Origin of the sequence: Paenibacillus sanguinis 2301083 = DSM 16941 (genome assembly GCF_000374825.1) — a bacterium.
GTDB classification, from domain to species: Bacteria; Bacillota; Bacilli; order Paenibacillales; family Paenibacillaceae; genus Fontibacillus; species Fontibacillus sanguinis.
This window is the reverse complement of the sequence record NZ_KB895381.1, coordinates 198,348-221,853: the sequence shown is the minus strand read 5'-3', so window position 1 is coordinate 221,853 and position 23,506 is coordinate 198,348. Positions and strand designations below refer to the sequence as shown.

The 23,506-nt window shown below is 49.9% G+C and carries 23 protein-coding genes; 13 read left to right on the top strand and 10 right to left on the bottom strand.

Annotated elements, in window-relative coordinates:
- Positions 1–167 precede the first annotated feature (167 nt).
- Positions 168–506, bottom strand: coding sequence for a potassium transporter TrkG (locus C557_RS0111850; protein WP_276202656.1), 339 nt, complete (start codon positions 504–506; stop codon positions 168–170).
- Positions 507–1,011: 505 nt separating this feature from the next.
- Between C557_RS0111850 and C557_RS0111840 the strand changes: the two genes are divergently transcribed.
- From C557_RS0111840 to mnhG, 6 genes are read left to right on the top strand one after another with little or no spacing between them, the layout of a single operon-like run.
- The gene (locus tag C557_RS0111840; protein WP_018752081.1) at positions 1,012–3,867 is read left to right on the top strand and encodes a Na+/H+ antiporter subunit A; all 2,856 of its coding nucleotides are present in this window, start codon (positions 1,012–1,014) and stop codon (positions 3,865–3,867) included.
- Between the two features lie 2 nt (positions 3,868–3,869).
- On the top strand, positions 3,870–4,208 hold the full coding sequence (locus C557_RS0111835; protein WP_018752080.1) for a Na(+)/H(+) antiporter subunit C: 339 nt from the start codon (positions 3,870–3,872) through the stop codon (positions 4,206–4,208).
- Positions 4,201–5,682 carry a Na+/H+ antiporter subunit D gene (locus C557_RS0111830; RefSeq protein WP_018752079.1) on the top strand — a complete coding sequence of 494 codons (1,482 nt, stop codon included), beginning with the start codon at positions 4,201–4,203 and terminating at the stop codon, positions 5,680–5,682. The genes C557_RS0111835 and C557_RS0111830 overlap by 8 nt, the downstream gene beginning before the upstream one ends.
- A gap of 1 nt (position 5,683) precedes the next feature.
- A complete protein-coding gene (locus C557_RS0111825; protein WP_018752078.1) occupies positions 5,684–6,160 on the top strand; it encodes a Na+/H+ antiporter subunit E in 477 nt (158 codons plus the stop codon).
- Entirely contained in the window at positions 6,157–6,450 is a 294-nt protein-coding gene (locus tag C557_RS0111820; RefSeq protein ID WP_018752077.1) for a Na(+)/H(+) antiporter subunit F1, read from the top strand. Before C557_RS0111825 ends, C557_RS0111820 begins: the two co-directional genes overlap by 4 nt.
- Positions 6,422–6,796, top strand: a complete 375-nt coding sequence (mnhG, locus tag C557_RS0111815) for a monovalent cation/H(+) antiporter subunit G (RefSeq protein WP_018752076.1) — start codon at positions 6,422–6,424, stop codon at positions 6,794–6,796. Before C557_RS0111820 ends, mnhG begins: the two co-directional genes overlap by 29 nt.
- Before the next feature lie 34 nt (positions 6,797–6,830).
- Here mnhG and C557_RS0111810 read toward each other — a convergent pair whose 3' ends face one another.
- The 7 genes from C557_RS0111810 to C557_RS0111780 form a co-directional block, all read right to left on the bottom strand.
- A complete protein-coding gene (locus C557_RS0111810) occupies positions 6,831–8,444 on the bottom strand; it encodes a gamma-glutamyltransferase family protein (protein WP_018752075.1) in 1,614 nt (537 codons plus the stop codon).
- Between the two features lie 15 nt (positions 8,445–8,459).
- Positions 8,460–9,431, bottom strand: coding sequence for a cysteine synthase A (gene cysK / locus C557_RS0111805; protein WP_018752074.1), 972 nt, complete (start codon positions 9,429–9,431; stop codon positions 8,460–8,462).
- A complete protein-coding gene (locus C557_RS0111800) occupies positions 9,428–10,750 on the bottom strand; it encodes an LLM class flavin-dependent oxidoreductase (protein WP_018752073.1) in 1,323 nt (440 codons plus the stop codon). The genes cysK and C557_RS0111800 overlap by 4 nt, the downstream gene beginning before the upstream one ends.
- Before the next feature lie 239 nt (positions 10,751–10,989).
- The gene (locus C557_RS0111795) at positions 10,990–11,748 is read right to left on the bottom strand and encodes a class II aldolase/adducin family protein (protein ID WP_018752072.1); all 759 of its coding nucleotides are present in this window, start codon (positions 11,746–11,748) and stop codon (positions 10,990–10,992) included.
- Positions 11,749–11,781: 33 nt separating this feature from the next.
- On the bottom strand, positions 11,782–12,789 hold the full coding sequence (locus C557_RS0111790; protein WP_018752071.1) for an ABC transporter substrate-binding protein: 1,008 nt from the start codon (positions 12,787–12,789) through the stop codon (positions 11,782–11,784).
- A gap of 60 nt (positions 12,790–12,849) precedes the next feature.
- Entirely contained in the window at positions 12,850–13,692 is an 843-nt protein-coding gene (locus C557_RS0111785) for an ABC transporter permease (RefSeq protein WP_018752070.1), read from the bottom strand.
- An 86-nt stretch (positions 13,693–13,778) separates the two neighbouring features.
- Positions 13,779–14,615 carry an ABC transporter permease gene (locus C557_RS0111780; RefSeq protein ID WP_018752069.1) on the bottom strand — a complete coding sequence of 279 codons (837 nt, stop codon included), beginning with the start codon at positions 14,613–14,615 and terminating at the stop codon, positions 13,779–13,781.
- A 155-nt stretch (positions 14,616–14,770) separates the two neighbouring features.
- Here C557_RS0111780 and C557_RS0111775 point away from each other — a divergent pair, with 155 nt between their 5' ends.
- The gene (locus C557_RS0111775; RefSeq protein ID WP_018752068.1) at positions 14,771–15,652 is read left to right on the top strand and encodes a LysR family transcriptional regulator; all 882 of its coding nucleotides are present in this window, start codon (positions 14,771–14,773) and stop codon (positions 15,650–15,652) included.
- A gap of 28 nt (positions 15,653–15,680) precedes the next feature.
- Here the strand turns inward: C557_RS0111775 and C557_RS0111770 are convergent, their stop codons facing one another.
- Entirely contained in the window at positions 15,681–16,460 is a 780-nt protein-coding gene (locus C557_RS0111770) for an ABC transporter ATP-binding protein (RefSeq protein WP_018752067.1), read from the bottom strand.
- 288 nt (positions 16,461–16,748) lie between these two features.
- Positions 16,749–17,999 (bottom strand): MalY/PatB family protein, encoded by a 1,251-nt coding sequence (locus C557_RS0111765; protein ID WP_018752066.1) that lies wholly within the window; start codon positions 17,997–17,999, stop codon positions 16,749–16,751.
- A 231-nt stretch (positions 18,000–18,230) separates the two neighbouring features.
- On the opposite strand from C557_RS0111765, the gene C557_RS0111760 reads away from it, so the two are divergent.
- The 6 genes from C557_RS0111760 (at position 18,231) to C557_RS0111735 (ending at position 23,488) form a co-directional block, all read left to right on the top strand.
- Positions 18,231–18,935 carry a helix-turn-helix domain-containing protein gene (locus C557_RS0111760; protein WP_018752065.1) on the top strand — a complete coding sequence of 235 codons (705 nt, stop codon included), beginning with the start codon at positions 18,231–18,233 and terminating at the stop codon, positions 18,933–18,935.
- A gap of 132 nt (positions 18,936–19,067) precedes the next feature.
- Complete coding sequence (locus C557_RS0111755; protein ID WP_018752064.1) at positions 19,068–20,300, top strand: helix-turn-helix domain-containing protein; 1,233 nt, start codon at positions 19,068–19,070, stop codon at positions 20,298–20,300.
- Between the two features lie 119 nt (positions 20,301–20,419).
- A complete protein-coding gene (locus C557_RS0111750) occupies positions 20,420–21,121 on the top strand; it encodes a cysteine hydrolase family protein (protein WP_018752063.1) in 702 nt (233 codons plus the stop codon).
- Positions 21,122–21,180: 59 nt separating this feature from the next.
- Positions 21,181–22,041 (top strand): transporter substrate-binding domain-containing protein, encoded by an 861-nt coding sequence (locus tag C557_RS0111745; protein WP_018752062.1) that lies wholly within the window; start codon positions 21,181–21,183, stop codon positions 22,039–22,041.
- Between the two features lie 21 nt (positions 22,042–22,062).
- Positions 22,063–22,764 (top strand): amino acid ABC transporter permease, encoded by a 702-nt coding sequence (locus C557_RS0111740; RefSeq protein WP_018752061.1) that lies wholly within the window; start codon positions 22,063–22,065, stop codon positions 22,762–22,764.
- Between the two features lie 25 nt (positions 22,765–22,789).
- Positions 22,790–23,488: an amino acid ABC transporter permease gene (locus C557_RS0111735; RefSeq protein WP_018752060.1), complete on the top strand. Its 699-nt coding sequence runs from the start codon at positions 22,790–22,792 to the stop codon at positions 23,486–23,488.
- The last annotated feature ends 18 nt before the right edge of the window (positions 23,489–23,506 follow it).

The following is a 23,506-nucleotide window of genomic DNA, read 5'->3' as shown; positions in this document are numbered from 1 at the left end:
ATCAAAAAAAACCGCTCAGCGCACGGATTTCCGAATGCTCAGCGGTTTTCTACTACTTTGAATCAATTATTCTGCATTGGGTTCATAGCTTACATATACCATTATACTAGCGTTCCTTAACAAATGAATGAACGTATCAATCGGCCTTTAATCCCCAACAAGCTCCTCTAACCGATCAATACCTTCTCCTCCGGATATCGGAATTTGTCCTGGTTGTTTCTTTGCGATAACGCAAACGCTAGCGTTAATGGCCCCAACCTTCCGATAAACATAGTCAATATAATAACCAGCTTGCCAAAGGTAGAAAGGTCTGGCGTTAGCCCCATAGACAGCCCGACGGTTCCGAAGGCCGAAGTGACTTCAAATAGAATATTCATAAAATTGCTATTCAGACCCTGCTCGCTCAAACTCAACATAAAGGTGGAGACTACTACCACACTTACCGATATAATCATGACCGCCAAGGCTCGCATCACAATCGATTGAGGAATTCTACGCTTCATAATTTCAACATCTTGCTGAAAATGTATCCAATATCAACCCCATTATTTTCTGATCCTGATGTATTCCCGTGGCTGAAAGGGCAAATAAACATCCCCGTAGAAATCCTCCGCCTGCACTTGAAAAATGGAATACTGTACCAAGCTATTTTCAAAAAGTTCATGGGTTCTTGCTTGTGATTGCATACTCGCTATATACATGCCAAGTAATTGAATGCCTAGAAATACAAATACACTCACTGCTATTTTACTATTTAGCACAGAACATCAGCCTCCTTTGCTAAATAGTTTTGCCTGCAAAGCAGCATTCATTCCCCACAGGCTAAATCAGGTTATTTATTCCATTTCGTTTGACATTTATTTCATCTCGCGATAATATTAAAATCGTTGTTAAACGTTAAATAACTAAATTATTGGATTATCGGAGGAGCCTGCCAACAGCGGGCTCTTTTTGTGTTTTTTCGGGAATAATATGTAAGAATTTATAATTTTTGGTCAAGGAGGAAAATAAGTGTCTCTGCTTCATGTTGCTATTTTACTACCGTTTCTGGCAGCCGCATTATTAACCCTTTTCCACAAACTGCGGCAATCTTTCCATACCGGATGGCTTGTCCTTCCTGTACCCTTGGTTTTATTTGTGTATTTCCTGCTGCAGATTCCAGAAGTTCAATCCGGACACACCACGCACGTGACCATTCCATGGATGCCCTCATTAGGTGTTGAATTCTCTGTGCTATTGGATGGGCTAAGCTTGCTGTTTGCTCTGCTGATTAGCGGCATGGGCACCCTAGTCGTGTTGTATTCCATATTTTATCTGGATAAGACCAGGGAAGCCCTGAAATCATTTTACGCCTATTTATTGCTCTTTATGGGAGCGATGCTGGGCGTCGTATTATCCGATAATTTAATGGTGCTGTACAGCTTTTGGGAAATAACCACCATCTCCTCGTTTTTACTGATTGCTTTTTGGTATAACCGGGAAACGTCAAGATACGGTGCGTTCAAATCACTGCTGATTACGGTGTTTGGCGGCCTAGCTATGCTAGCCGGATTTATTTTGTTGTATCTAATGACAGGCACATTCAGTATTCGGGAAATGATGGGCAGCCTGGAGCTGGTTACAAATCATGCCTTGTTTATTCCGGCTATGCTGCTTGTATTGTTGGGGGCATTTACCAAGTCGGCCCAGTTTCCTTTTCATATCTGGCTACCCGATGCCATGGAAGCCCCTACCCCAGTCAGTGCTTATCTGCACTCTGCCACTATGGTAAAGGCCGGCCTTTACCTGGTTGCACGCATGAGCCCTGTATTCGCCGGGAGCAAAACCTGGTTCTGGGTGGTTACCGCCGTCGGGCTTTGCACACTGCTGTACGGTTCATTCCGTGCTATGAAGCAGCGAGATCTCAAGGCGCTTCTGGCCTTCTCAACCATCAGTCAATTGGGATTAATCATGAGCTTGCTGGGAGCAGGCTCTGCTGCAGCCTTCTACAGCGGAACGCAAGGTGGACTGGTTTATACCACAGCCACGCTGGCAGCCATATTCCATCTTATTAATCACGCCATATTCAAGGGCTCATTATTTATGGTCGTTGGTATTGTCGACCATGAGACAGGTACTCGGGATCTCCGCAAGTTAGGCGGACTGATGTCGCTCATGCCGATTACCTTCTCCATCGCCTTGATCGGATCCTTATCCATGGCAGGTTTACCACCGTTTAACGGCTTTTTAAGTAAAGAAATGTTCTACACCGCTTTGTTATCCATTGCAAAAATGGATGTGATGAACCTGCAAACCATAGGTATTTTGATTCCGCTAGTTGCCTGGATTGCCAGTGTGTTCACCTTTGGTTATAGCATGATCTTTGTATTCAGAACGTTTACCGGACCGGCTCAAATTGACAAGCTTGGCAAAACTCCACATGAAGCCCCTATCGGGCTGCTGCTTGCGCCTGTTATTTTGGCATCCTTAGCTGTCGTATTTGGTCTATTTCCCAATCTGTTGTCGTATTCGATTCTGGAACCAGCCATGGCATCTATTCATCCGGGATTGTTAACTGCGGGTGAACGATTTGAAGTGTCCATCTCCATGTGGCATGGCTGGACACCTGAACTGTTTATGACGCTTGGCGTTATCCTTGCGGGAACGATGGTCTATTTAGCACATCAACGCTTCAAGCCGCTTCATCAGCCTTTGCTAGATAAAATTTCGCTGAATTGGGCCTTTGACAACGGCCTTCAATTTTTCCACAAAGGGTCAAACTCATTAACACAAAGCTATATGACGGGGTCTGTGCGCCATTACTTGATTTACATATTTTCCTTCTTCATCCTCTCGCTCAGTTGGATGTTATTTAGAACAGACTCATTTGCGATTCCGTTTGAATCCCTTGCTTCGGTGTCAGCTTACGAACTAATTGTCAATCTGGCCCTGATCATAGTAGTGGTCTCCATCCCTTTTGTTCGCTCAAGAATGATGGCCATTATTTTGACAAGCGCCTCCGGATATATCGTTACTTTATTTTTCGTGATTTTCCGAGCACCCGATTTAGCCTTGACCCAAATGATCATCGAGACCGTTTCGGGTGTCTTGTTCCTCCTTTGCTTTTATCATTTGCCAAAAAGAAAGCTGGAATCGGCTAAACGCTCCTTTAAATGGATGAACCTGCTTATCGCCGTTGGAGTGGGTACATTGATGACACTGATTTCACTTAAAGTCAGCGGAAGTAAAATGTTTGAGTCGATATCCGATTACTATTTGAAATTCAGCTATGAGCTCGCGGGTGGCAAAAATGTGGTCAACGTGATACTCGTCGATTTTCGGGGCTTCGATACCATGTTGGAAATTGTGGTGCTAGGCATCGCTTCATTAGGTATTTATGCCTTGATCCGGCTTAATCTGGAGAAGAACGATGAGACGCCTTCAAGGAGTCCTGTTCCGTGGCTGGCATACAGCAACAATGTCATATTAAGAACTATTTCGAGTGTGGCTGTATTGATCATTATCACGTTCTCATTTTATCTGTTCTTTGCCGGACATCATCAACCTGGAGGAGGATTTATCGGAGCCTTAATGACCTCAGCCGCACTCATACTGCTTACTATGGTCTCTGGCCTTGACACGATTCAACAGGTCATTCCTCTGAACTTTAGAAAATTGACTGCTGCGGGCTTGCTTGTTGCTGCCTTGACTGGAGTTGGTTCCTTCCTCTTCAAGCTACCGTTTTTAAGTCATTCCTTCGGCTACTTCTACCTCCCGATCCTGGGCAAAACCGAATTAGCCACGGCAGTGCTGTTTGATCTGGGGGTCTTCATGACGGTTATAGGGATTACAATGACGATTATTTTAGAGATAGGGAGGGATAAATAGGAATGGAATTATTCATGTCTTTAACGATAGGAATCCTGTTTGCCGTTGGCATCTACCTGATATTATCCCGAAATATGTTGCGTATCATCTTGGGAACTTCACTACTGACACATGGAGTTCATCTGCTGCTGCTGACCATGGCAAGGCTGAAGACCGGAGCCGCTCCTCTATTAGAAGAACAAGCGGCAACTTATGTTGATCCTCTGCCTCAAGCGCTTATCCTGACTTCCATTGTGATCAGCTTTGGGGTCACTGCATTCTTTTTCGTTCTGGTCTACAAGGCCTACCGAAAGCTTGGCACAGATGACATGGAACAATTAAGGGGGCAAAAGGATGAATAACCTGATTGTGCTTCCCTTGCTCATCCCCTTGTTGACCGGCATCGCTTTACTGTTCATCAACCAGCACGTCAAACTTCAGCGGTGGGTCAGCGTATGCGGAATTACTCTCGGGGGCATCGCTTCTGCTCTGATTGCCCTGCAAGTGCGTACGGAGGGCATTCAAACCCTTTATATGGGAGGCTGGCTTCCTCCATACGGGATTATTTTTGTAGCCGACATGTTTGCTGCTTTATTAATTCTTGCAACCTCTATCGTTGCATTAACTTGTATCCTTTATTCCATGAAGACCATTGGGGAGGAAAGGGAAAAGCATTACTACTACCCTTTTGTTCAATTTTTATTGGTTGGAGTTAACGGCTCCTTCCTAACCGGGGATTTGTTCAATCTTTTCGTGTGCTTTGAGGTTATGCTTATCTCTTCCTACGCCTTGATTGTGCTTGGAGGAACCAAGCTGCAGCTTCGTGAGACACTAAAATATATTCTGGTCAACATTGTATCCTCCACGTTGTTTGTTGCCGCTGTAGCTTATCTGTATGGTGTCACAGGTACATTAAACATGGCAGATTTATCAATCAAGGTGGCTGAGGCAAATCAAGGTACGATTCTGAATGTAATTGCCTTGCTGTTTTTAATTGTCTTCTCGTTAAAAGCAGGGGTCTTTCTCTTCTTCTGGTTGCCCGGCTCCTATGGCGCACCGCCCACAGCCATAAGTGCCTTATTCGCCGCTCTGCTGACCAAGGTGGGCGTGTATGCCCTGATCCGAACATTTACCCTTATTTTTAATACAGAGTATATTAACTTTCAAGGCTGGTTTGAATGGATGTCTATAGCTACCATGCTGCTGGGCGCATTTGGTGCCGTTGCCTACACCGATATTCGGCGGATTATGAATTATAACATCATTATCAGCGTAGGCCTGCTTACGATGGGCCTGGCTGTGTTATCCAAAGATGCATTGGACGGGGTTGCTTTTTACCTGATCCACGATATGCTTGCCAAGGTTCTGCTTTTCATTCTAGGCGGGCTGATTATCCAGGTTTCAGGTACAACGAACTTGCGTGAAATGGGCGGATTGCTCAAGCATTACCCCTTACTGGGTGGCCTCTTTCTAATGACAGGCCTGGTGATAGCCGGGATCCCGCCATTCAGTGGCTTTCCCGGCAAGCTGTTATTAATTCGTGGTGGCCTGGAGACTGGTCATTATGCTCTCTCCGCTATCGGTCTACTCTCCAGTTTAATTGTATTGTATTCTTTATTGCGCATATTCTCGCATGCCTTCTGGGGCGAGAAGAGCGATATTTCAAAGCAAGCTCCTATCATTACATCCACATCATATCTTCCGGCTATAATGCTAAGTGTATTAGTCATTGGGTTCGGCCTTTTTGCCGAATATGTATACGGATGGGTATCCATAGCAGGAGATGGACTTGCCAACCCTGCTATCTATGTTGATGCCATATTAAGGAGTCGATGAAATGTACCATCAAATCTTGTTAAATCTGATTATTGCGGTTGCCTGGACTTTTCTATACGGAACATGGTCGAATGTACAATTCGTTGTTGGGTATTTGATAGGCTTGATCATCCTTTGGGGACTTCGGCGGTGGAATTCATCTTTTTACATGGTCAAGGTCTGGAAGGTGCTGAAACTGCTTCTTATCTTTAATAAAGAACTCTTCATATCGAGCTATGACGTGATTAGACATGTACTTCGTCCCCAAATGACTATGCGGCCAGGAATTATCAAACTGGACACGCAGCTCAGAACAGATTGGGAGATTACTTTGCTATCTTGTCTGATTTGTCTGACTCCGGGTACACTCACGCTGGATGTCTCCATGGATAATCACACATTGTATATTCATGCTATGGATATTCAAGATGCCGAGGAGCTATCCAAACATCTGAAAGATACATTTGAGAAAGCCATTATGGAGGTAACCAGAACATGATTCATTATTTTCTCATCATTGCCCTGACCCTTCTGGCGATATCTGTCCTCGGATGTGTGTATCGGTTATTGAAAGGCCCCTCGGTGCCTGACCGTATCTCTGCATTGGATACCATGGGGATCTTGCTGTTATCTATGATCGCTGTGCTTTGCGCTTTGCTACGAACAACCATGTACTTGGATATTGTCCTTGTTATGGGAGTTTTAACCTTTATAGGAACCACCGCGTTTGCTCGTTATATCGAAAGGGGGCAAGTCTTCGATGATAGAGATAATCAGTCAGATCGGTGAAATACTGCTTGGACTTGTCATTGTAGCTGGTTCAGTTATCGGCTTGCTTAGCGTATTTGGCCTTATCCGGTTGCCGGATTTGTATTTGAGAGCACACGCCGCAACTAAAAGCGCAACTTTAGGTGTCCTGTTGATTTTGTCCGGTGTATTTTTCTACTTCACTTTATATTTAGAGCATACTAGCCTAAAACTATTGCTTGGTATCGCTTTTGTATTTTTAACCTCACCCGTGGCAGGACATTTAAGTGGAAGAGCAGCCTATCGTTCGGGAGTCCCCTTGTGGGAAAATACCATACGTGATGATTTGAACAACAAACTGGAGCAAAAAACTAAAGAAGATTCTTAAAATTGCCAGAGAGCCTGGTATCCGCCGCCAACGATTACCAAGCTGCTACCAGCCCGTCCGTACGGCTATCGCTGCCTCCGACAAGAGCTCCGGTGCCTGGATCACGCCAGATGATCTGGCCCCGGCCGAAGCTATTCGCATCGGCAGCAGCCTGGATATTGTGGCCCCGCCGGGCCAATGCCTGAGCAATATGCGCCGGGAAGCCCGGCTCTACAAGCACAGTTCTCCCCCCTGTCCATTGCCAGCGCGGAGCATCCAGGGCCGCCTGAGGATGCAGATGGAAGTCAAGCGTATTCATCAGTACCTGAACATGGCCCTGAGGCTGCATGAGTCCGCCCATGACTCCGAACGGGCCAACCGCTTCCCCATCCCGGGTAAGAAAGCCCGGAATGATTGTATGATAGCTTCTCTTGCCTGGCTCCAGGCGATTGATGCTGAGCGGGTCGAGGGAAAAGCCGTAACCCCGATTTTGCAGGGCAATCCCGGTATTCTCTACGACCAGTCCCGAGCCGAAGCCGGTATAATTGCTCTGAATAAACGAGACCATATTGCCTTTGTCGTCAGCGGTAGCTAAATACACCGTGCCGCCACCCGGCGGCTTCCCCGCCTCCGGCAAAGCTGCCCTGTCCCCGATCAGGGAGCGGCGGGTATCGGCATATGCCGGATGCAGCAGATCGGCGGGCTTGATCTTCATGCCACGGGCATCACTGATATAATGCTGCCCATCCGCAAAGGCCAGCTTGATGGCCTCGATCTGACGGTGAGCCGTCTCTACGTCCTCCCGCTCATGCCTTTCCCAGCCCCTGAGAATCCCCAGGGCTAATAACGCTACCAGGCCCTGACCGTTGGGGGGAATCTCCCATACGTCATATCCCCGATAGTTCGTCGAGATCGGCTCCACCCACTCGGGTGCAAACGCCGCCAAATCCCCGGCGTCCAGGAACCCGCCATGCTCGGCGATACACGCTTCAATCCGTACTGCCAGCGCTCCGCGGTAGAATGCCTCGGCGTCCGTCTCGCCGATGAGCCGCAGCGTCGCCGCGTGCGCAGGCGAGCGCCAGATCTCTCCGGCACGCGGCGCCCGGCCCGCCGGCGCAAACGTGCGCAACCATTCGGCGAAGGTTGCACCATTCGGCTGGGCGGCGGCGTAATACTCCGCCGCCCGCTGCCACATCCGCGCGGCCGTCGGCGACAGCGGGTAGCCGCGCTCGGCGTAATCGGCTGCGGGGCGCAACGCCTCCGCCAGCGGCAAGCGACCGAAGCGGCGCGACAGCTCAGCCCAGGCCGCTGGCGCACCGGGCACCGTCACCGGCACCGCGCCGTACTGCGGCATGCGGTCATGGCCCAGCGCCCGCACCGCCTCCAGCGAAATAGCAGCGGGCGACGGGCCGCTGCTATTCAAACCGTGCAGCTTGCCTTCGCTCCATACCAGCGCGAAGGCATCGCCGCCGATGCCGTTGGAGCAAGGCTCCAGCACGGTCAAGGCCGAAGCCGTGGCAATGGCCGCATCTATGGCATTACCGCCATGCTTCAACACATCCAGCCCTGCTTGAGCGGCCAGCGGCTGGGACGTAGCAACCATGCCCCGCGCCCCGTAGACCGGAACGCGATGAGACGGGTAAGGATGATAAAGCGGATCAAATGGCATGCTGCACCTCTCCCCTTAGAATAAATTCATGCTTAAATAGCGTTCTCCCGTATCCGGCGCTATACATAATACCCGCCTTCCCGGGCCAAGACGACGGGCTTCCTGCAATGCAGCCCAGACAGAGGCGCCGCCGGACGGGCCGATCAGAATGCCTTCTCGGGCCGCCAGTTGCCGAACCGTCTCCAGGGCGGCCTCATCCGCCACCTGCACGATCTCATCATAAACCTTCGTGTTGAGAATCGCCGGGATGAATCCCGGGCTCGTCCCTACCAGCTTATGCGGTCCCGGTTCACCGCCGGACAATACCGGGGAGCCTTGCGGCTCCACCACGATAACACGAACCTCAGGCAATTGCTCCTTGAGCGCTTCACCGGTTCCTGTAATCGTACCTCCCGTGCCTGAGGTCGCCACGAAAGCGTCCAACCGGCCCTCCATCTGCTCCAGAATTTCCACTGCCGTTGTGATGCGATGAATATCCGGATTGGCCGAATTCTCAAACTGCTGCGGGATGAAGCTGCCGGGAATTTCCCGGCTTAGCTCCAGCGCTTTCTTGATGCTCCCGGGCATCCGTTCCCCGGCCGGGGTAAGCACCACCTCTGCTCCATAAGCCTTGAGCAGGTTCATCCGCTCCGGCGTCGCGTTATCGGGCATAACCATGATGGCCCGATATCCCTTCGCAGCGGCGTTCATCGCCAGGCCGATGCCTGTATTGCCGCTCGTCGGCTCGATGATCGTCGCGCCCGGCTGCAAGCGGCCCTGCTGCTCCGCCTGTGCGATCAGATTATAAGCGGCCCGATCCTTGACACTGCCGCTAGGGTTAAAGTATTCCAGCTTCACGTAGACCTCGGCATCGTCCGGTCCGGTCAAGCGATGAATCCGCACAGCCGGTGTATCGCCAATGAGTTCGGTAATATTTTGGACAACCTTGACCCGCGAAGCCCCTTGTTTAGCCTCAGCGACTTGCTTCTCCTCTGTATGCTTGCTCATGATAGTACCTTTCCTTCCGTATAGCGGTTTGCTGGATAAGGAATCCCTAGATTCCCCCGAAGTGTATCGGATTCGTACTCCTTACGGAACAAGCCGCGCTCCTGCAAAATCGGCACGACCCGCTCGACAAACCGTCGCTGATTGTAATGGGTGCCCTTGAGAATAAATCCATCAACCGCTTCTCCGGTAAAATATGTCTCGAATTTATCGGCAATGAACTCCGCCGTCCCCACGAAATCCCCCTTCGGGTTAGCCGCTTCCAGCGCTAGCTGACGCAAGGTCAACTTTCGCTCCTTGGCAATACGCAAATAATACTCAGCCGTCGACCTGAAGCTGTCCTTGCCGATATCGCCCAGATCAGGCAGCGGCTCATCCAGGGGAAATTGGGAGAAGTCAAAGAAGCTAAAATAACGGCTTAAATATTTCACGGCAAAATCGATTTCGATATACTCCAGGGACTTCTTGTATAGCGCATCAGCTTCCTCCTGCGTGTCGCCCACAATAGGCTCAATAGCCGGGAAAATCAACAGCTCCGACGGGGAGCGGCCATAGGAGGCAGCACGACGCTTCCAGTCTTTATAATGGTTCTGAGCTTCCTCAAGGTCGCCTGTACTCGTCCACGTGGAGAATACGGCATCGGCGTGCTTGGCAGCCAGCTCCTTGCCAGTCTCGGAAGCCCCGGCCTGAAAGACGATCGGCCGTCCCTGCGGGGAGCGCTCCATATTTAGCGGACCCTGGACAGAAAAAAATTCTCCCCGGTGATTCAGCGTATGCATTTTATGCAAATCCACGTAAACGCCGCTCCCCCGGTCACGGACAAAGGCATCATCCTCCCATGAATCCCACAGCCCCTTGACCACCTCAATATATTCATAGGCAATTCGGTAGCGTAGCGCATGATCGTGAATCTTGTCATGGCCATGATTGCGGGCGACGCCCTCCAGCGCGGAGGTAACGGCATTCCACCCCGCCCTCCCCCGGCTGATTACATCCAGAGAGGCCAATTGCCGTGCCGTGGTGAACGGCTCGCTGTAGGAGGTAGTGAACGTTCCTACCAGGCCAAGATGAGTGGTCACGGATGAAATGGCAGCAAGCGCCGTCATTGGCTCCAATCGGCTTAAGAAAGGCCATGTTGAATCCTCGCTAATGTATGCCGAGTCAGCAATGAAGCCAAAATCAAATTTGCCCGCTTCACCAATCCGTGCCGATTCGATATAGGCATCAATATTGGCTGCGCCGTCGGCCCGTACGTTCGGGTCCTTCCAGTGTCCGCCTCCTCCTTGAAGAAAAATACCCAATTTCAACTGACGCTCTGCCATGCTCAATCTCCTCCTTTATCTGACTCTATAAGATGTTGTTCAAAAAGTCGTCTTTCCAAAACGAAGCAATTCGAGGAGTAGATTCGCCATCGAATCTTGAATTCAGCCGGGCTAAGCGTAGGCTTTCGTAGTATGTTTCTTGCAGAAACATTGGAGTTGCTCACGTACCCATGCTTCCGAAGTCGTTTTCTGCGAAAACGTGTAGCTCCGCTACTCGGTCCCTGCCTTAACAACCTCAGTTAGTCTAATAAATCCGGCTGCTCCTTGACGATACTTTGATACATTGGCTGGAAGTTGAGCCAGCCCGATGCAGGCGTGGTCCGTGCAGCAATACCGCGGGCAACCTTAGCATCCAGCCGCTGCGGGGTCCCCGAAGCTTCTGCGAGAATCTGCACCTGGCAGTTCTTCTCCAGAGAAAGGAACCAGTAGGCCATTTCATCCACACTGTGACCTACGGTGACAATGCCGTGATTTTTGAGAATCAATCCACGATTGTCCGTGCCCAGCGCCTTGACCAGGTTCTCCCCTTCGCCGCCCGCATGGCTGTCGTAAATATCATGCCGCTCAAAGAAGACAGCCGATTCGTTGGTAATCGGGTCCAGCAGCCTTCCGTAAGTAGACCAGATGCGGCCATATACCGAATGGGTGTGCCCTGCCGCTACGATATCCGGGCGAAGCTTGAGCAATTTGGGATGCAGCAGCATCGCCCCCGGATGCACAAAGCCCTCCCCATAAGCAATATCTCCATTATAATTCAGCAGGAGTAGGTCGCTGGCCTTGATCAGAGCGAAGCTTACACCAAACGGGTTCACCCAGAAATGGTCCGTCAGAATCGGATCGCGGGCAACCAGATGGCCCATCACCCCTTCATCGAAGCCCAGCTTCGAGAAAATGCGGAAGGCGGCGGCCAGCCGTTCCTTCCGATGCTGCCGTTCCTCCTCCAGCGTTGCAAAGACGGGCGGCTGGGGGCGTGGACGTTGTTTTGACTGAGTAGTCATAATTGATACCTCCTTGGTTGGCAGATGATAAAATTAGCGGGCAATCCAGGCCTCTACATCAAAATCTCCGGCGGCTACGCCTTCCTTCACCAGAAAGTCCTTGGATATGGTAATCAGGCGAACCCCCTCATCCGTGATGGCAGTATCGGAAATATTCTCAAGCGGATACAGTTCGGGAACAACATCTATTGGGGCTCCAGTCAGTTCTGCCAGCCAGGCATAATATTCATCCGGCTTGGCCTTCAGGTCCGCGATGGCTTTCTCTCTGGCCTCATTCCAGATTCGCGGGAACTCAGGGAACTTTGTCAGGTAGCTCTCTGTCACCACATTCGCCGAAGCAGAGGCCAGATCCGGATCACTGGCGCTATCATGAATGACTGCGAATCCCTCTTGCAAAATCTGATGCACCACCAGCAGATACGGCACTGTCGCAACCGCGTCGACTTCGCCCCGCTTCAAGGCAGCCAGCGAGTCTCCCGTGGAGTTAATGTTGATAACTTCCGCGTTAACTCCGGCCTCACTGAGGATCGTTAGCAAATAACGATGCATGGCCGAGCCTTTGACAACGGCCACCTTCTTGCCCTCCAGGTCTTGCAGCGACTTGGCCCCATTCTCAGGAGCGACCAGAATACTCCGCCCTCTCACCGTACGAAGCGTAATCAGCCTGGTCTTGGCACCCGCCGCCTTCGCGTTGATCGCAGGAGCATCTCCTGAGAAACCTACATCCAGGCGTCCGCTAATTAGCGATTCATTCAGATCGGGACCCGTCAGAAATCCAGTAATGTTGACCTCTTCAATACCATGCTGCTTGAGATGTTCCTGAATGATGCCGGTATGGAATCCCCAGCCTTCTGCATCGGCTGGCAGCTTGGTTGCTCCACCAACGTAGCCAAAGTTAAGGACAGTAGGTATGTCACCGCCGCTCGCTCCTGCTTTGTTCACTTCGCCTCCCGGGGATGCAGCGCCCGCCCCGCAACCTTGCAGCAGCAGGACAAATACAGCGATTAGAGCCAAATTGAACCCGAATTTCTTTTTCTTCATGATTGTTCCTCCTCGTCAGGCCTGATTCATATTGTTTATTCCAAGCTTTTCATCGATCCACTATCCCTTGAAGCTGTCCTGCCAGGTTAACAGGCGCCGTTCCAGCCAGCGCACGAAGGAGTCCACCAGTTTGCCGACCAGCGCAAAGATCAAAATACCGGCAAAGATAATGTCTGTACGGTTATTCGATTGACCAAAGGTAATTAAATAACCGATGCCTTCCTGGGAGCCGATGATTTCAGCTACTACCAGGCCCAGCCATGAGCCGGCCAGCGATAAGCGCAGGCCCAACAGCAGGCTCGGAACTGAGGCCGGAAGAATTAATCGCGTTACTTGCCGAATGCGGCTGAATTCCAGCACCCGGGAAACCTCGACCAGCTTGGGATCGACATGGCGGATACCGGCGTAAGCGTTCATATAAAGTGGAAAAAAGGCAATGTTGGCGATAATCACGATTTTTGATATCTCTCCAAAGCCGAACCAGAGAATAAATAACGGGGCGAGCGCCAGATTAGGCGTCAGTCGCAACAATTGCAAGGACGGATCAATATACTCTTCCGTACGCTTAGAGAATCCAACCAGGAGGCCAAGCACCAGACCAAGCCCGCCGCCGAGCAAGAATCCAATAGCGGCCCGCCACAGGCTGATGCCCAAATGCCCGAAGATCTGACCTGTAATCACAAGCTCGGCCAAGGTTCTCACAATGACCAGCGGCGATGGCATGAACAAGTCATCGATGATCTCTAAATCGGACAACACTTGCCAGATGGCAAGGATGGCGATTGGCAATGCTGCACCCAGCGCGATCTCCCACCAGGAAAGCTTCCACTTCCAGATCGGCCTGCTTCCGTGCAGGTCCTTGCTGCGTCTTGGCCATTTCAGTGAATTTGTCAGCCTGCTCATTCCAGCTCCTCCTTTCCAGGGAATCCAGGGGACGATCATTCGCTCCTTTGCTATTGCAGTGCATTTCTTAGCTTCTGCCGCCTGGCCTAGTCCTTCCAGCGAAGGAAATAACGCTCTATCCGCCGGATCAGCCAGTCGCTCAATACGCCGATGATCGTGAAGGTGAAGATACCCACGAAGACAACCGGTGTTTTGCTCATCGCCCGGGCATCCATCATTAAATAACCGATGCCTGAGGACGCGCCCATCATTTCCGCAACCACCAAGCTAAGCCAGGCTATAGCGACCGACATCCGAATTCCGAGGAAGAGATTGGGCAGGGAAGCCGGAAGCATAAGCCGGATGACCTGACGGAGCCTGCCGTATTCCAGCACCCGGGTCACCTCGAACAGCTTGTTGTCCACATTGCGCAAGCCAAGGAAAACATTAATGTATAAAGGAAAGAACGCTCCCTTGGCAATCAGCAGTACCTTCGACGTCTCACCTATGCCGAACCAGAGCACGAACAAGGAGGTAACCGCCAGATGAGGCACCATCCGCAGCATTTGCACTGCTGGGTCCATCGTTCGTTCCACCCAGCGGAACAGACCGACTACGATCCCCAGCAACAAACCGGAGCCTCCTCCCAGCAAGAACCCGAACAACGCACGTTGCAAGCTGATCTCCAGGTTGCTCCACCACACTCCCGACTGCACCAGAACAATAAAGGTCTCTGCAATGCGGGAAGGTGCCGGGAATAGCAAATAGGAGATATATTCGTGAGCGCTCAGATATTCCCACACCGCCAGGAGCAACACGGGAAGAACCAGCCCCTTCACCGTTCTGAGGTTTCCACGGTGCCTGCCAAGCCCTGCTTTTAACTGCCTTTGCCTGCTTGCTTTTGCCACATTGTACTTCGCGGTTGCCGCCTCTTGAAACCGCATGTTCGACCATCGCCTTTCTTTTGTTTATTAATCCTACAAGAATACTATGAATTATTTTCATTTATTTAAACATATAAATCTGTATAATGTAAACTATATTTTTTTTATATTTGCATAAATGAAATTTATACTATTAAAATGTGAGGCGATAGCCTGTGCGGATTGAACAACTGCAATATGTCGTGGAAATTGCTCATACCGGCTCCATTTCACTGGCAGCGGAGAAGCTTCATTCCTCCCAGCCGAACATTAGCTATGCTTTGAATACCCTGGAGGAAGAGCTGGGCGTGCAGATATTTCATCGCAAGCGTGGGGGAACCGAGCCTACGGAAATCGGGAAGGCCCTCATTGCCCAAGCTCAGGACATTCTGAAAAGATTGGATAAGCTGAAGCTGACGGCCAGGAATCAATCTTCGCTTATTTATGAGCAAATCCGGATCGGGGCGGTCCCCGGGGTATGCAATAGCTTCCTGCCGAAGCTATTATCTCGATATAAAGACAAATATCCTAATGTTAATCTGGAGCTAATCGAAGCCAACTCCGATGAGATTGAGGAAGATGTCACTCAAGGGAAGCTGAATCTGGGATTGGTAGGGTTGTTGGGAGAGCATGAGTTTAAGCATTTGGAGGCGGAGCAATTTCTGGCTTGCCAGCTGGTAGCCTGTGTGGGACCGGAATCTCCCCTGGCGGGCAACAGCCAGCTTTCGCTGGCCGATGTCGTTCAATACCCACTGGTGAACATCTCCGATAACATCAAGATGGAATTGATGAAGTACGGTACGCCGAAGGAAATCTTCCATTCAACTCGAACGGAAGCAACCAAGCACCTTATATCCGAAAGCATGGCGACCAGCTTCTATCTGGATATCTCTCTGGTGAAGGACCCTTATGTGCTGATGGGGCGGATATTACCAATTCCCATCAAGGAGAAGGTGGATGTCAGGTTATATTGGATTCGCTCCAGGCAAAGCGAATCCGTAGCCACAGAGGCCTTCATTCAGGAACTCGTACTGAACATTCGTCACTTGTATAAATGAAAGCCTCCGGGTAAATTCAATAGCCTATTTAAATGCCAGCACCGGCCTCGCCCGGTCTGAATTCATCAATTTGTTCAAACTCGCGCAGCACAGCGTAACGGAACTCCTGGAACGCTGTGCTTGCTTTTTTGCGTGGGAAAGGCAAATCCACCTTGATGACCTTCTGAATCTCTCCGGGACGAGGTTTCAGAATCACAATCCGGTCAGCAAGAAATACCGCCTCATCGATGTCATGGGTAACGAAGATCATCGTCGTCTTGTTCGCTTGCCAGATGTCCAGCAGGACATCCTGCATATGAGCCCGTGTGAAGGCATCCAGCGCTCCAAACGGCTCATCCAGCAGCAGGATACGCGGATTGCGCAGCAGCGCCCGGGCAATGGCCACTCTCTGAGCCATCCCCCCGGACAATTCCTTCGGGAACAACTTCTCGAATCCCTGAAGGCGAACCAGTTCGATAAGCTTCCCTACCTTGCTCCGCACCTCGGCGTTGCCTAAGGAGAGGTCGGAGGCAATATTTTTCTCCACCGTTAACCACGGAAACAATCGGGGCTCCTGAAAAATAAACCCTTTATCGATGCCCGGGGCCTTAATCGGTTCTCCGGCCAATCGGACTTGCCCCTCATATTTCGTATCCAGGCCTGCAATGATGCGCAGCAGCGTGCTTTTGCCACAGCCACTGGGGCCGATTACCGTAATGAATTCGCCTTCCTCCACCTTCAGATAAAGATTATGAAGAGCGTGAACCACGCCCTGATTGCTAACGAATTTCTTCTCCAGACCCGAAATTTCAAGCCATGTGTCTCTCAATAGATTCCCTCTCCTTTTTGTAGAGAAATTAAAATTATTCCTATTTGTTTAATAGGAATAATACATAAACCCTTTTATCCTGTCAACAATCCTCAGGAGGGGTCTCCCTACCAAATACAGCACCCGCCGGGAATCCCGACGAGTGCCGTAGGCTGGGCTATCACAACAAAGGCGAGGATGGCTATTCTCTTTTCTGACCTTCAGCCGGGACCATGTCTGTAGAGTGAAGCCGTGTCCATTTAAATAATCGCCAAACTGGCTCATTTTCTCTATCACTTTATTCGTTCCTCAGGTCAACGATATTTGCCCCACCAGCGATGCTTCCTCCCGGGCTTGAGCTTCCCGATTCAGAAGAGCGGCAATTCTCTCCAGGCCCATCTGCAAGGTAGCTCTTGGACAGGCCAGATTGAGCCGGATACATCCTTCCCCGTTAGCCACGAACATAGAACCATCCTCCAGCAGGACGCCTGCCTTCAGGGCAAAAAGTAAACGCAAGTCCTCGCCGGCCTTCACATAATGGCTAATATTAACCCGGGCCAAGTAGGTGGCCTCGGGAATTTGGAACACGGCCAGCGGAAGATGTTCCTCCAGGAAAGCCTGTGTAAACCTGAAATTCTCATCAAGGTAGCTCTTCAGCTCGGACAGCCAATCATGCCCATGCTCATAAGCCGCTTGCGTCGCCGCAATGCTTAATGGGTTTTTGAAGGCATAATGGCGTTTGCACCAGACCTCCCGCAGCTCCTTGTTGGGAATGATTACGTTGGAGAACATCAGGCCCGCCATGTTGAATGTCTTGCTGGGGGCCATGCAAGTAATAATCTTGTCCGAGGCCGGATGCACCTTGGCCAGAGGCGTATGTGTCAGGCCCTGCCGCAGAAGATCACAATGAATTTCATCAGAGATCACCCACAGATTGTGGCGCAGGCAAATGTCTCCGACTCTCTGCAATTCCTCCTGGGTCCACAGCCGTCCGGTAGGGTTATGAGGATTGCAGAAGATACACAGGGTTACTTTCTCATCGCTGGCCTTCCGCTCCAAATCTGGGAAATCAATGGAGTATTGTCCGTTTTCATAGATCAATTCCGAAGACACCCACTCCAGGCCGTGATGGTCCGCAGCCTTCTGAAAATAAGCATACGATGGGGTCAGGAACAGCACCTTCTCATCCGGCTTGCAAATATATTCGCACAGCTCATAAAGGGCCGGAATGATTCCCGGGGAAGTACAGAGCTGTTCCTCGGGAAAGGTCCAATCATAATATCGCCGGGTCCAGGATACCACCGCTTGATAATAAGCCGGATCAAAAACCTGGCTGTAGCCGAGGATTCTTCTGTTCAGACGCCTGCTAATCGCTGCAATAATCTCCGGCGGCGTGGCGAACTCCATATCAGCAATCCACATCCGTGTCAGCTCTTCGTCCGGAAATGGAAAGTTCAAGATTGCTGGATCATAATCGCCAAATATAAATTCGCGAAATCCGTCCGTATTCAACGCATTGGTGCCTGTTCGATCGATAATCTCGTCAAAGTTGTACTTCATGCTGCTCGACTCCTTTTTCCTGCTTCAAATCTCTTAGAGCCATTATTCCATATTTTCAGAATCGCCTCACGAGACAATAATATCGTTAGAAGAAACAAAACCTTACATTTGTTTCTTCTGAATAAACTTTTTCATGAAAAACATGCTATAATCATGAAAAAAATCAATGTATGTGTTTTTTTGCAGTATAGTGGATTCTAACGAAACAGTTGGAGGGAGCAGTCACCGACCATGCAGATTAATGAGGAAATTGGCAAGAAGATCAGGAGCATTCGCAAGTATAAGGGACTTTCCGCCCAGGATTTGGCTACCCTGATATTTAAGAGCAAAGCCACCGTATCCAAATATGAACGCGGCAGCATTACTTTGGACGTTGAGACGCTGTACGCGATTGCCAAAGCGCTGAATGTACAGGTAGAGCAATTGCTGTATATGGAGCCGCGCACCCCTTCGCCGCTTACCCCCAGTCTGCCGGCCAGCTTTTTCCGCAATTCGACGCGATTTTATTCCTACTTCTACGATGGCCGAATTAACAAGCTGGTCCGATGTGTGGTGGATATGCTGGCAGAAACGGAAGGGGGCGGCTATAAAACGCTGCTATACATGAACGTCAAGGATTTCGAGCATTACCTGCAATGCGAAAATTCATATTCCGGCTACACTGTGCACTACGACACGCTAACCACGTTGATTCTGACGAATCAGGCAACCCCCCTGGAGAAGCTTACTATTCATATTCTCGCTTCCTTTCTGGAATCAGAGCAGAAGTGGGGTCTGATGTCCGGTGTATCCTTCCGCCCCTTCATGCCCATCGCCCTGAAAATGCTATTTTCGCGAACTCCTCTGGACGAAACGAAGGAACTGATCAACGAATTGAAGATCTCCAAGGACGATATTCGAAAAATGAAGCTCTATAACATGCTGTCTGTGACCTGAGAGCGATAATGTCAAGTATTAACTCCTTGCAATAACACATAGCGCGAAAAATAAGTCACATATTTTAACTATATATGTTACTATATATAACACACATAAAGCTATTTGTTATTGCACTAGGAGGAGATGAACATGGCCATATCCATTTCGGACTTGCTCCAACTGCCTATACTCAAAAATATACAGCTCCTTGGAGGCAAAGCAGGACTGAGTCGGGTAGTGACATGGCCGTACATCGGCAACAGCGAGGACTTCTCGCTAGAGTGGACACGCGGCGGCGAACTACTGTTTCTCATGAATACCGGAGGCCGCGAGGAACCCGATCGTCTGGACAAATTCCTCAGCGATTGCGCCTCGAGAAACCTGGCAGGATTGGTGCTGTTCGATCCATCGGATAACACCCTGCTCAGGGCTGAAATAACGGAGCTGGCAGACCGACTGGCCCTCCCGCTGCTCCGGCTGCCGGGAAATATCAAAACAACCGAAGTCATGCGTGATATCGGCGAAATGATTCTCAAGGAACAACATGAACGCCGACATCTTTATGATATCATTTACGAGATATTATACGGAACACACCTTAACGTCGCGGCTGTCGAAAGACAGGCGGCGTTTTTCGGATATAATTTGAACACGGCGCATCAGGCCTGTGTAACCCGGGTTATCAATTTCCAGGAGGTTGCCTTGAGCCTAAACTATACAGATGACGATGCACAGGCTGAGTTCAAGAGCTACCTCAATCAAGTTATTCTCAGCGCCGCCGCCCGCTATATCAAAAATGTCATGGCCATCCCCAAGGGAAGCTATGAAGCGGTATTGCTTATCCCCATTGAACAAAGCCAGGATAAAAGCGCCAGAGCGAAGCAAGTGGAGCAATTCTGTCAATATATGATGAACACCTTCCACGGCCTGCAACTCAAGGCCGGTATGGGGAGCATTTCGACAGCGGTATGGGATTGCAAAAAAAGCCTCAAGGAAGCGGAACAAGCGCTCCAGATGGCCTCAGCCACCAAGGGCAGCCCTGTTATAACGAATTTTGAGGATCTGGGCTTCTTCCGGGTGTTGTATAAATTCCCGGATGTTTCGGTGCTTGATGATTATGTACAGTCACAGCTGGGCCCCTTGCTGCAGTACGATCAGATCAATGACGGAGAACTGATGAAGACATTGCAAACGTATTACGAATGCAAGCTCAACCTAAACCAGACCGCCAAGGAATTGTTCATCCATCGCAATTCACTGATGTACAGGTTCAAGAAAATCGAAGAGTTAATCCATAAGAAGCCGGATGATACAGCAGCTTATCAATCCCTTTTCTTCTCCATCCTGCTCTATCGTTTTCTTAGTGTGCACAATAAACAATAAACCTCGCAAAACACTGTGCATTCCGTCTGATGATCAACACCCTCACTATCCTTTATACTGAATTTGTGATGAAAACGACCATATACAGTAAATAAAAACAACAGGATAGGTGAGGTATTATGACAATGAAGGCTTATTTTGATGGAGTTCCCAAGGCATTGAAGGATGGTATCTTTCACGATCTATTTCTTGATCCCGCCAAAACCGCTGTAATTACTATTGATATGCACGATGGTCATCTCGCCGATGACCCGGAATGCCCATCTCCGGCGCCAAGAGGGAGGGAAATTGTAGAGCCGATTAACCAGTTCACCCAAATATCCCGATCATTAGGTATTCCTGTTATCCATGTTCGCTCCGTGCTTCGCAAGGACGGAGCTGACGATATTCGCGGATACAAAAGCGCATGGAGAATACTGTCGGAAATGCGCGACAAGCCTCTGCCCTTCGCTGATCAGCATGCACTGGAGGGCAGCCGTTGGACGCGCTTCACTGTACATGTGGATGAGAGCGACTACACCGTAGATAGCAAAAAACGGTTAAGTGCTTTTTACTCCACCGACCTTGAGCTGCTGCTGCGCAACCTTAAGAAGGATACCATTGTGTTGACGGGAGCACTGACGGATTGCTGTGTATTAAACGCTGCCGCCGATGGAGCCAATCGAGACTTTCGGGTAGTTGTGCCGCAGGATTTATGCCGGGGATATCTTGAGCTGGAGAATTCTGCACTACAGATTATTTCCAGATATTTCGGGATTGTTGTAGATTCGGAAGACTTGGTAGAACAGTGGAAAACAGGAGCACACCTGTCCGTACATTAGGCTAATAACCAGTTGCCAAAGCATTCAGCGTTCATATAACTTCAAGGGGTGGATGAGAAATGAAAGCACACAAGAAGCGTATTATATCGTTTATGGCTGCCATTGCAGTCGCCGTTGGCTTGACTGCCTGCTCCTCGGGTCCGAGCAATACCGGAGCAGCAAATAGCGATCAGGAGCTAGAAGTATTGACCGTTGGAATTGGCAACGTCATTCCTCCACAATTTTTTGTCAATGAGAATGGCGAGCTTACCGGTTACGATTACGAGGTCCTGCAGGAGGTTGACGCCAGATTGCCGCAATATGAATTTAAATATGAGCAGCTTGAACTGGCAGCAACTCTGGTCGCGCTGGAATCGGGCAAAATTCAAATAGCGGACTGGCAGTTTGGCAAAAGCGCGGAGCGGGCAGAAAAATTTCTATATCCCGATGAGCCTTATGATATAGGCGTACTGAAGCTGATCACGCAGAGTGAGCGAACCGAGCTTAATACGCTTGACGATATGGCGAAGAAAAAAATGGCGCAAATGCCGACCTCCAGCTTTTATACCTACTTGAAGAAATATAACGAGGAGCATCCTGATCAGGCAATCGATGTGCAAACCGTCGATAGTCTCCCCGTGGCCGATGCGATGAAGATGGTCGAATCGGGGCGCATTGACGGAACCTTGGCTCTCGCTGGCACTTACAACAAGATCAATGAAGAAATGCAGCTCAACACCCGCCTGGGTGGGACGATTGATGCCTATCCGGTGTATCACATTCTTCCCAAGAACCGCACAGATATCAAAGAGGCCTTCGATAAAGTGCTGAAGGAAATGCGCGAGGATGGAACCCTGTCGGAGCTGTCGCAAAAATGGTATGGTCTGGACAATTTCGCCGAATATGAATCCTTTACGGGTAGTCAATCCTTTGGCGGTTAACATCGAAGGGGGAGTGACTTTATGGAAACATTCTTTGATATTGAATTTATGCTGCGCTCTATTCCCAAGGTCATTGAGGCGCTCCCGATCACGCTGCTGCTACTTGTACTAAGCATGATTTTTGGCTTATTGCTCGGGGGGCTGCTGACATGGACCAAAATGAAGGCCCCTCGAGGGCTTCAGGCTGCCGTGGGCGTATATGTCTCCTTTATGCGCGGGACTCCGCCGCTCGTCCAATTATTTTTAATCTACTACGGCCTGCCGAACCTGCTGGGACAGCTTGGCATGCGCGTTGATAGCTGGGATAAACTAGTGTTCGCTATTATCGCCTTTACCTTAAGCAATGCTGCATATCTGTCAGAAACGATGCGCTCCGCCTATCTGGCGATTCCTGCCGGGCAGCACGAAGCCGCTCAAAGCGTCGGGATGACCGGGTTTCAAGCATTTCGCCGCATTATTTTCCCGCAAGCTCTGGCAGTGGCTATTCCCAACATCGGCAATAGTCTGCTCATTGTATTTAAAGATTCTTCGCTGGCATTCAGTATTGGCATCGTGGAATTGCTGGGCAAGGCCAAGCTGATCAGCGCAGCGGGCTATGGCGCGAAAAATCTGGAGGTATTCGTTGCCGCCGCTATTGTGTACTGGATCTCATGCATGATATTGGAATATGGAACAAACTGCCTGGAGAAGCGTTACAAGCGCAAAATGGGTCTGGCTGTTTAAAGCTCCGAGAGGAAGTGAGAAGAGAATGGACTTTTACCTGGAGCATTTCTGGAAAATTGTATCAGTTGCGCCGACTACACTGCTGCTGAGTATCAGTGCCATGATAATCGGAATGATGATCGCTGTATGCTGTGCATTTATGCTAATCTATCAAATACCTGTGATTTCTAAATTAGTGACCTTGTATTTATCCGTCATGCGGGGAACACCGCTGTTAGTGCACCTTTTTATTGCCTATTACGGAATTCCCCAGCTGGCTGACGGTTTAGCTGAAGCTACTGGACTCCCGCTCTCCGTTAATAGCGTACCCCCCATCATCTTTGCAATTATTGCCCTCAGCCTTGAACGCTCCGCCTATCTGACCGAGGCGATACGGTCCGCGCTGCTATCAGTGCCTAAGGGACAGCTAGAAGCTGCCCATGCCGTCGGGATGACGACAGCGCAGGCCTACTTAAGAATTGTGTTCCCTCAGGCACTGGTCGTTGCGTTGCCCAACCTGACGAACCTGTTTCTCGGGGGGGTCAAAGGCTCCTCCCTCGCATCCGTTGTCGCGGTAGTAGAAATGATGAACATGGCCAACATCGAGGCGACTGATTCATACCGATTTATGGAAATTTATATCATCCTTTCGCTAATCTACTGGGGAATGTGCATCGGCTTTGAACAATGGTTGTCCAGAATAGAGACACGAGTTGGATACTTCCGAAAGTCACTACGTAATTAATGAAAAGGGAGACACTTT

Excerpts from the sequence above, each read along its gene's own strand:
- C557_RS0111750 (WP_018752063.1), top strand. The coding sequence starts at position 20,420 with ATGACAATGAAGGCTTATTTTGATGGAGTTCCCAAGGCATTGAAGGAT.
- C557_RS0111760 (WP_018752065.1), top strand. The coding sequence starts at position 18,231 with ATGCAGATTAATGAGGAAATTGGCAAGAAGATCAGGAGCATTCGCAAG.
- C557_RS0111755 (WP_018752064.1), top strand. The coding sequence starts at position 19,068 with ATGGCCATATCCATTTCGGACTTGCTCCAACTGCCTATACTCAAAAAT.
- C557_RS0111790 (WP_018752071.1), bottom strand. The coding sequence starts at position 12,789 with ATGAAGAAAAAGAAATTCGGGTTCAATTTGGCTCTAATCGCTGTATTT.
- C557_RS0111735 (WP_018752060.1), top strand. The coding sequence starts at position 22,790 with ATGGACTTTTACCTGGAGCATTTCTGGAAAATTGTATCAGTTGCGCCG.
- C557_RS0111835 (WP_018752080.1), top strand. The coding sequence starts at position 3,870 with ATGGAATTATTCATGTCTTTAACGATAGGAATCCTGTTTGCCGTTGGC.
- C557_RS0111745 (WP_018752062.1), top strand. The coding sequence starts at position 21,181 with ATGAAAGCACACAAGAAGCGTATTATATCGTTTATGGCTGCCATTGCA.
- C557_RS0111825 (WP_018752078.1), top strand. The coding sequence starts at position 5,684 with ATGTACCATCAAATCTTGTTAAATCTGATTATTGCGGTTGCCTGGACT.
- C557_RS0111795 (WP_018752072.1), bottom strand. The coding sequence starts at position 11,748 with ATGACTACTCAGTCAAAACAACGTCCACGCCCCCAGCCGCCCGTCTTT.
- mnhG (WP_018752076.1), top strand. The coding sequence starts at position 6,422 with ATGATAGAGATAATCAGTCAGATCGGTGAAATACTGCTTGGACTTGTC.
- C557_RS0111800 (WP_018752073.1), bottom strand. The coding sequence starts at position 10,750 with ATGGCAGAGCGTCAGTTGAAATTGGGTATTTTTCTTCAAGGAGGAGGC.
- C557_RS0111740 (WP_018752061.1), top strand. The coding sequence starts at position 22,063 with ATGGAAACATTCTTTGATATTGAATTTATGCTGCGCTCTATTCCCAAG.
- C557_RS0111810 (WP_018752075.1), bottom strand. The coding sequence starts at position 8,444 with ATGCCATTTGATCCGCTTTATCATCCTTACCCGTCTCATCGCGTTCCG.
- C557_RS0111830 (WP_018752079.1), top strand. The coding sequence starts at position 4,201 with ATGAATAACCTGATTGTGCTTCCCTTGCTCATCCCCTTGTTGACCGGC.
- C557_RS0111780 (WP_018752069.1), bottom strand. The coding sequence starts at position 14,615 with ATGCGGTTTCAAGAGGCGGCAACCGCGAAGTACAATGTGGCAAAAGCA.
- C557_RS0111765 (WP_018752066.1), bottom strand. The coding sequence starts at position 17,999 with ATGAAGTACAACTTTGACGAGATTATCGATCGAACAGGCACCAATGCG.
- C557_RS0111820 (WP_018752077.1), top strand. The coding sequence starts at position 6,157 with ATGATTCATTATTTTCTCATCATTGCCCTGACCCTTCTGGCGATATCT.
- C557_RS0111785 (WP_018752070.1), bottom strand. The coding sequence starts at position 13,692 with ATGAGCAGGCTGACAAATTCACTGAAATGGCCAAGACGCAGCAAGGAC.
- cysK (WP_018752074.1), bottom strand. The coding sequence starts at position 9,431 with ATGAGCAAGCATACAGAGGAGAAGCAAGTCGCTGAGGCTAAACAAGGG.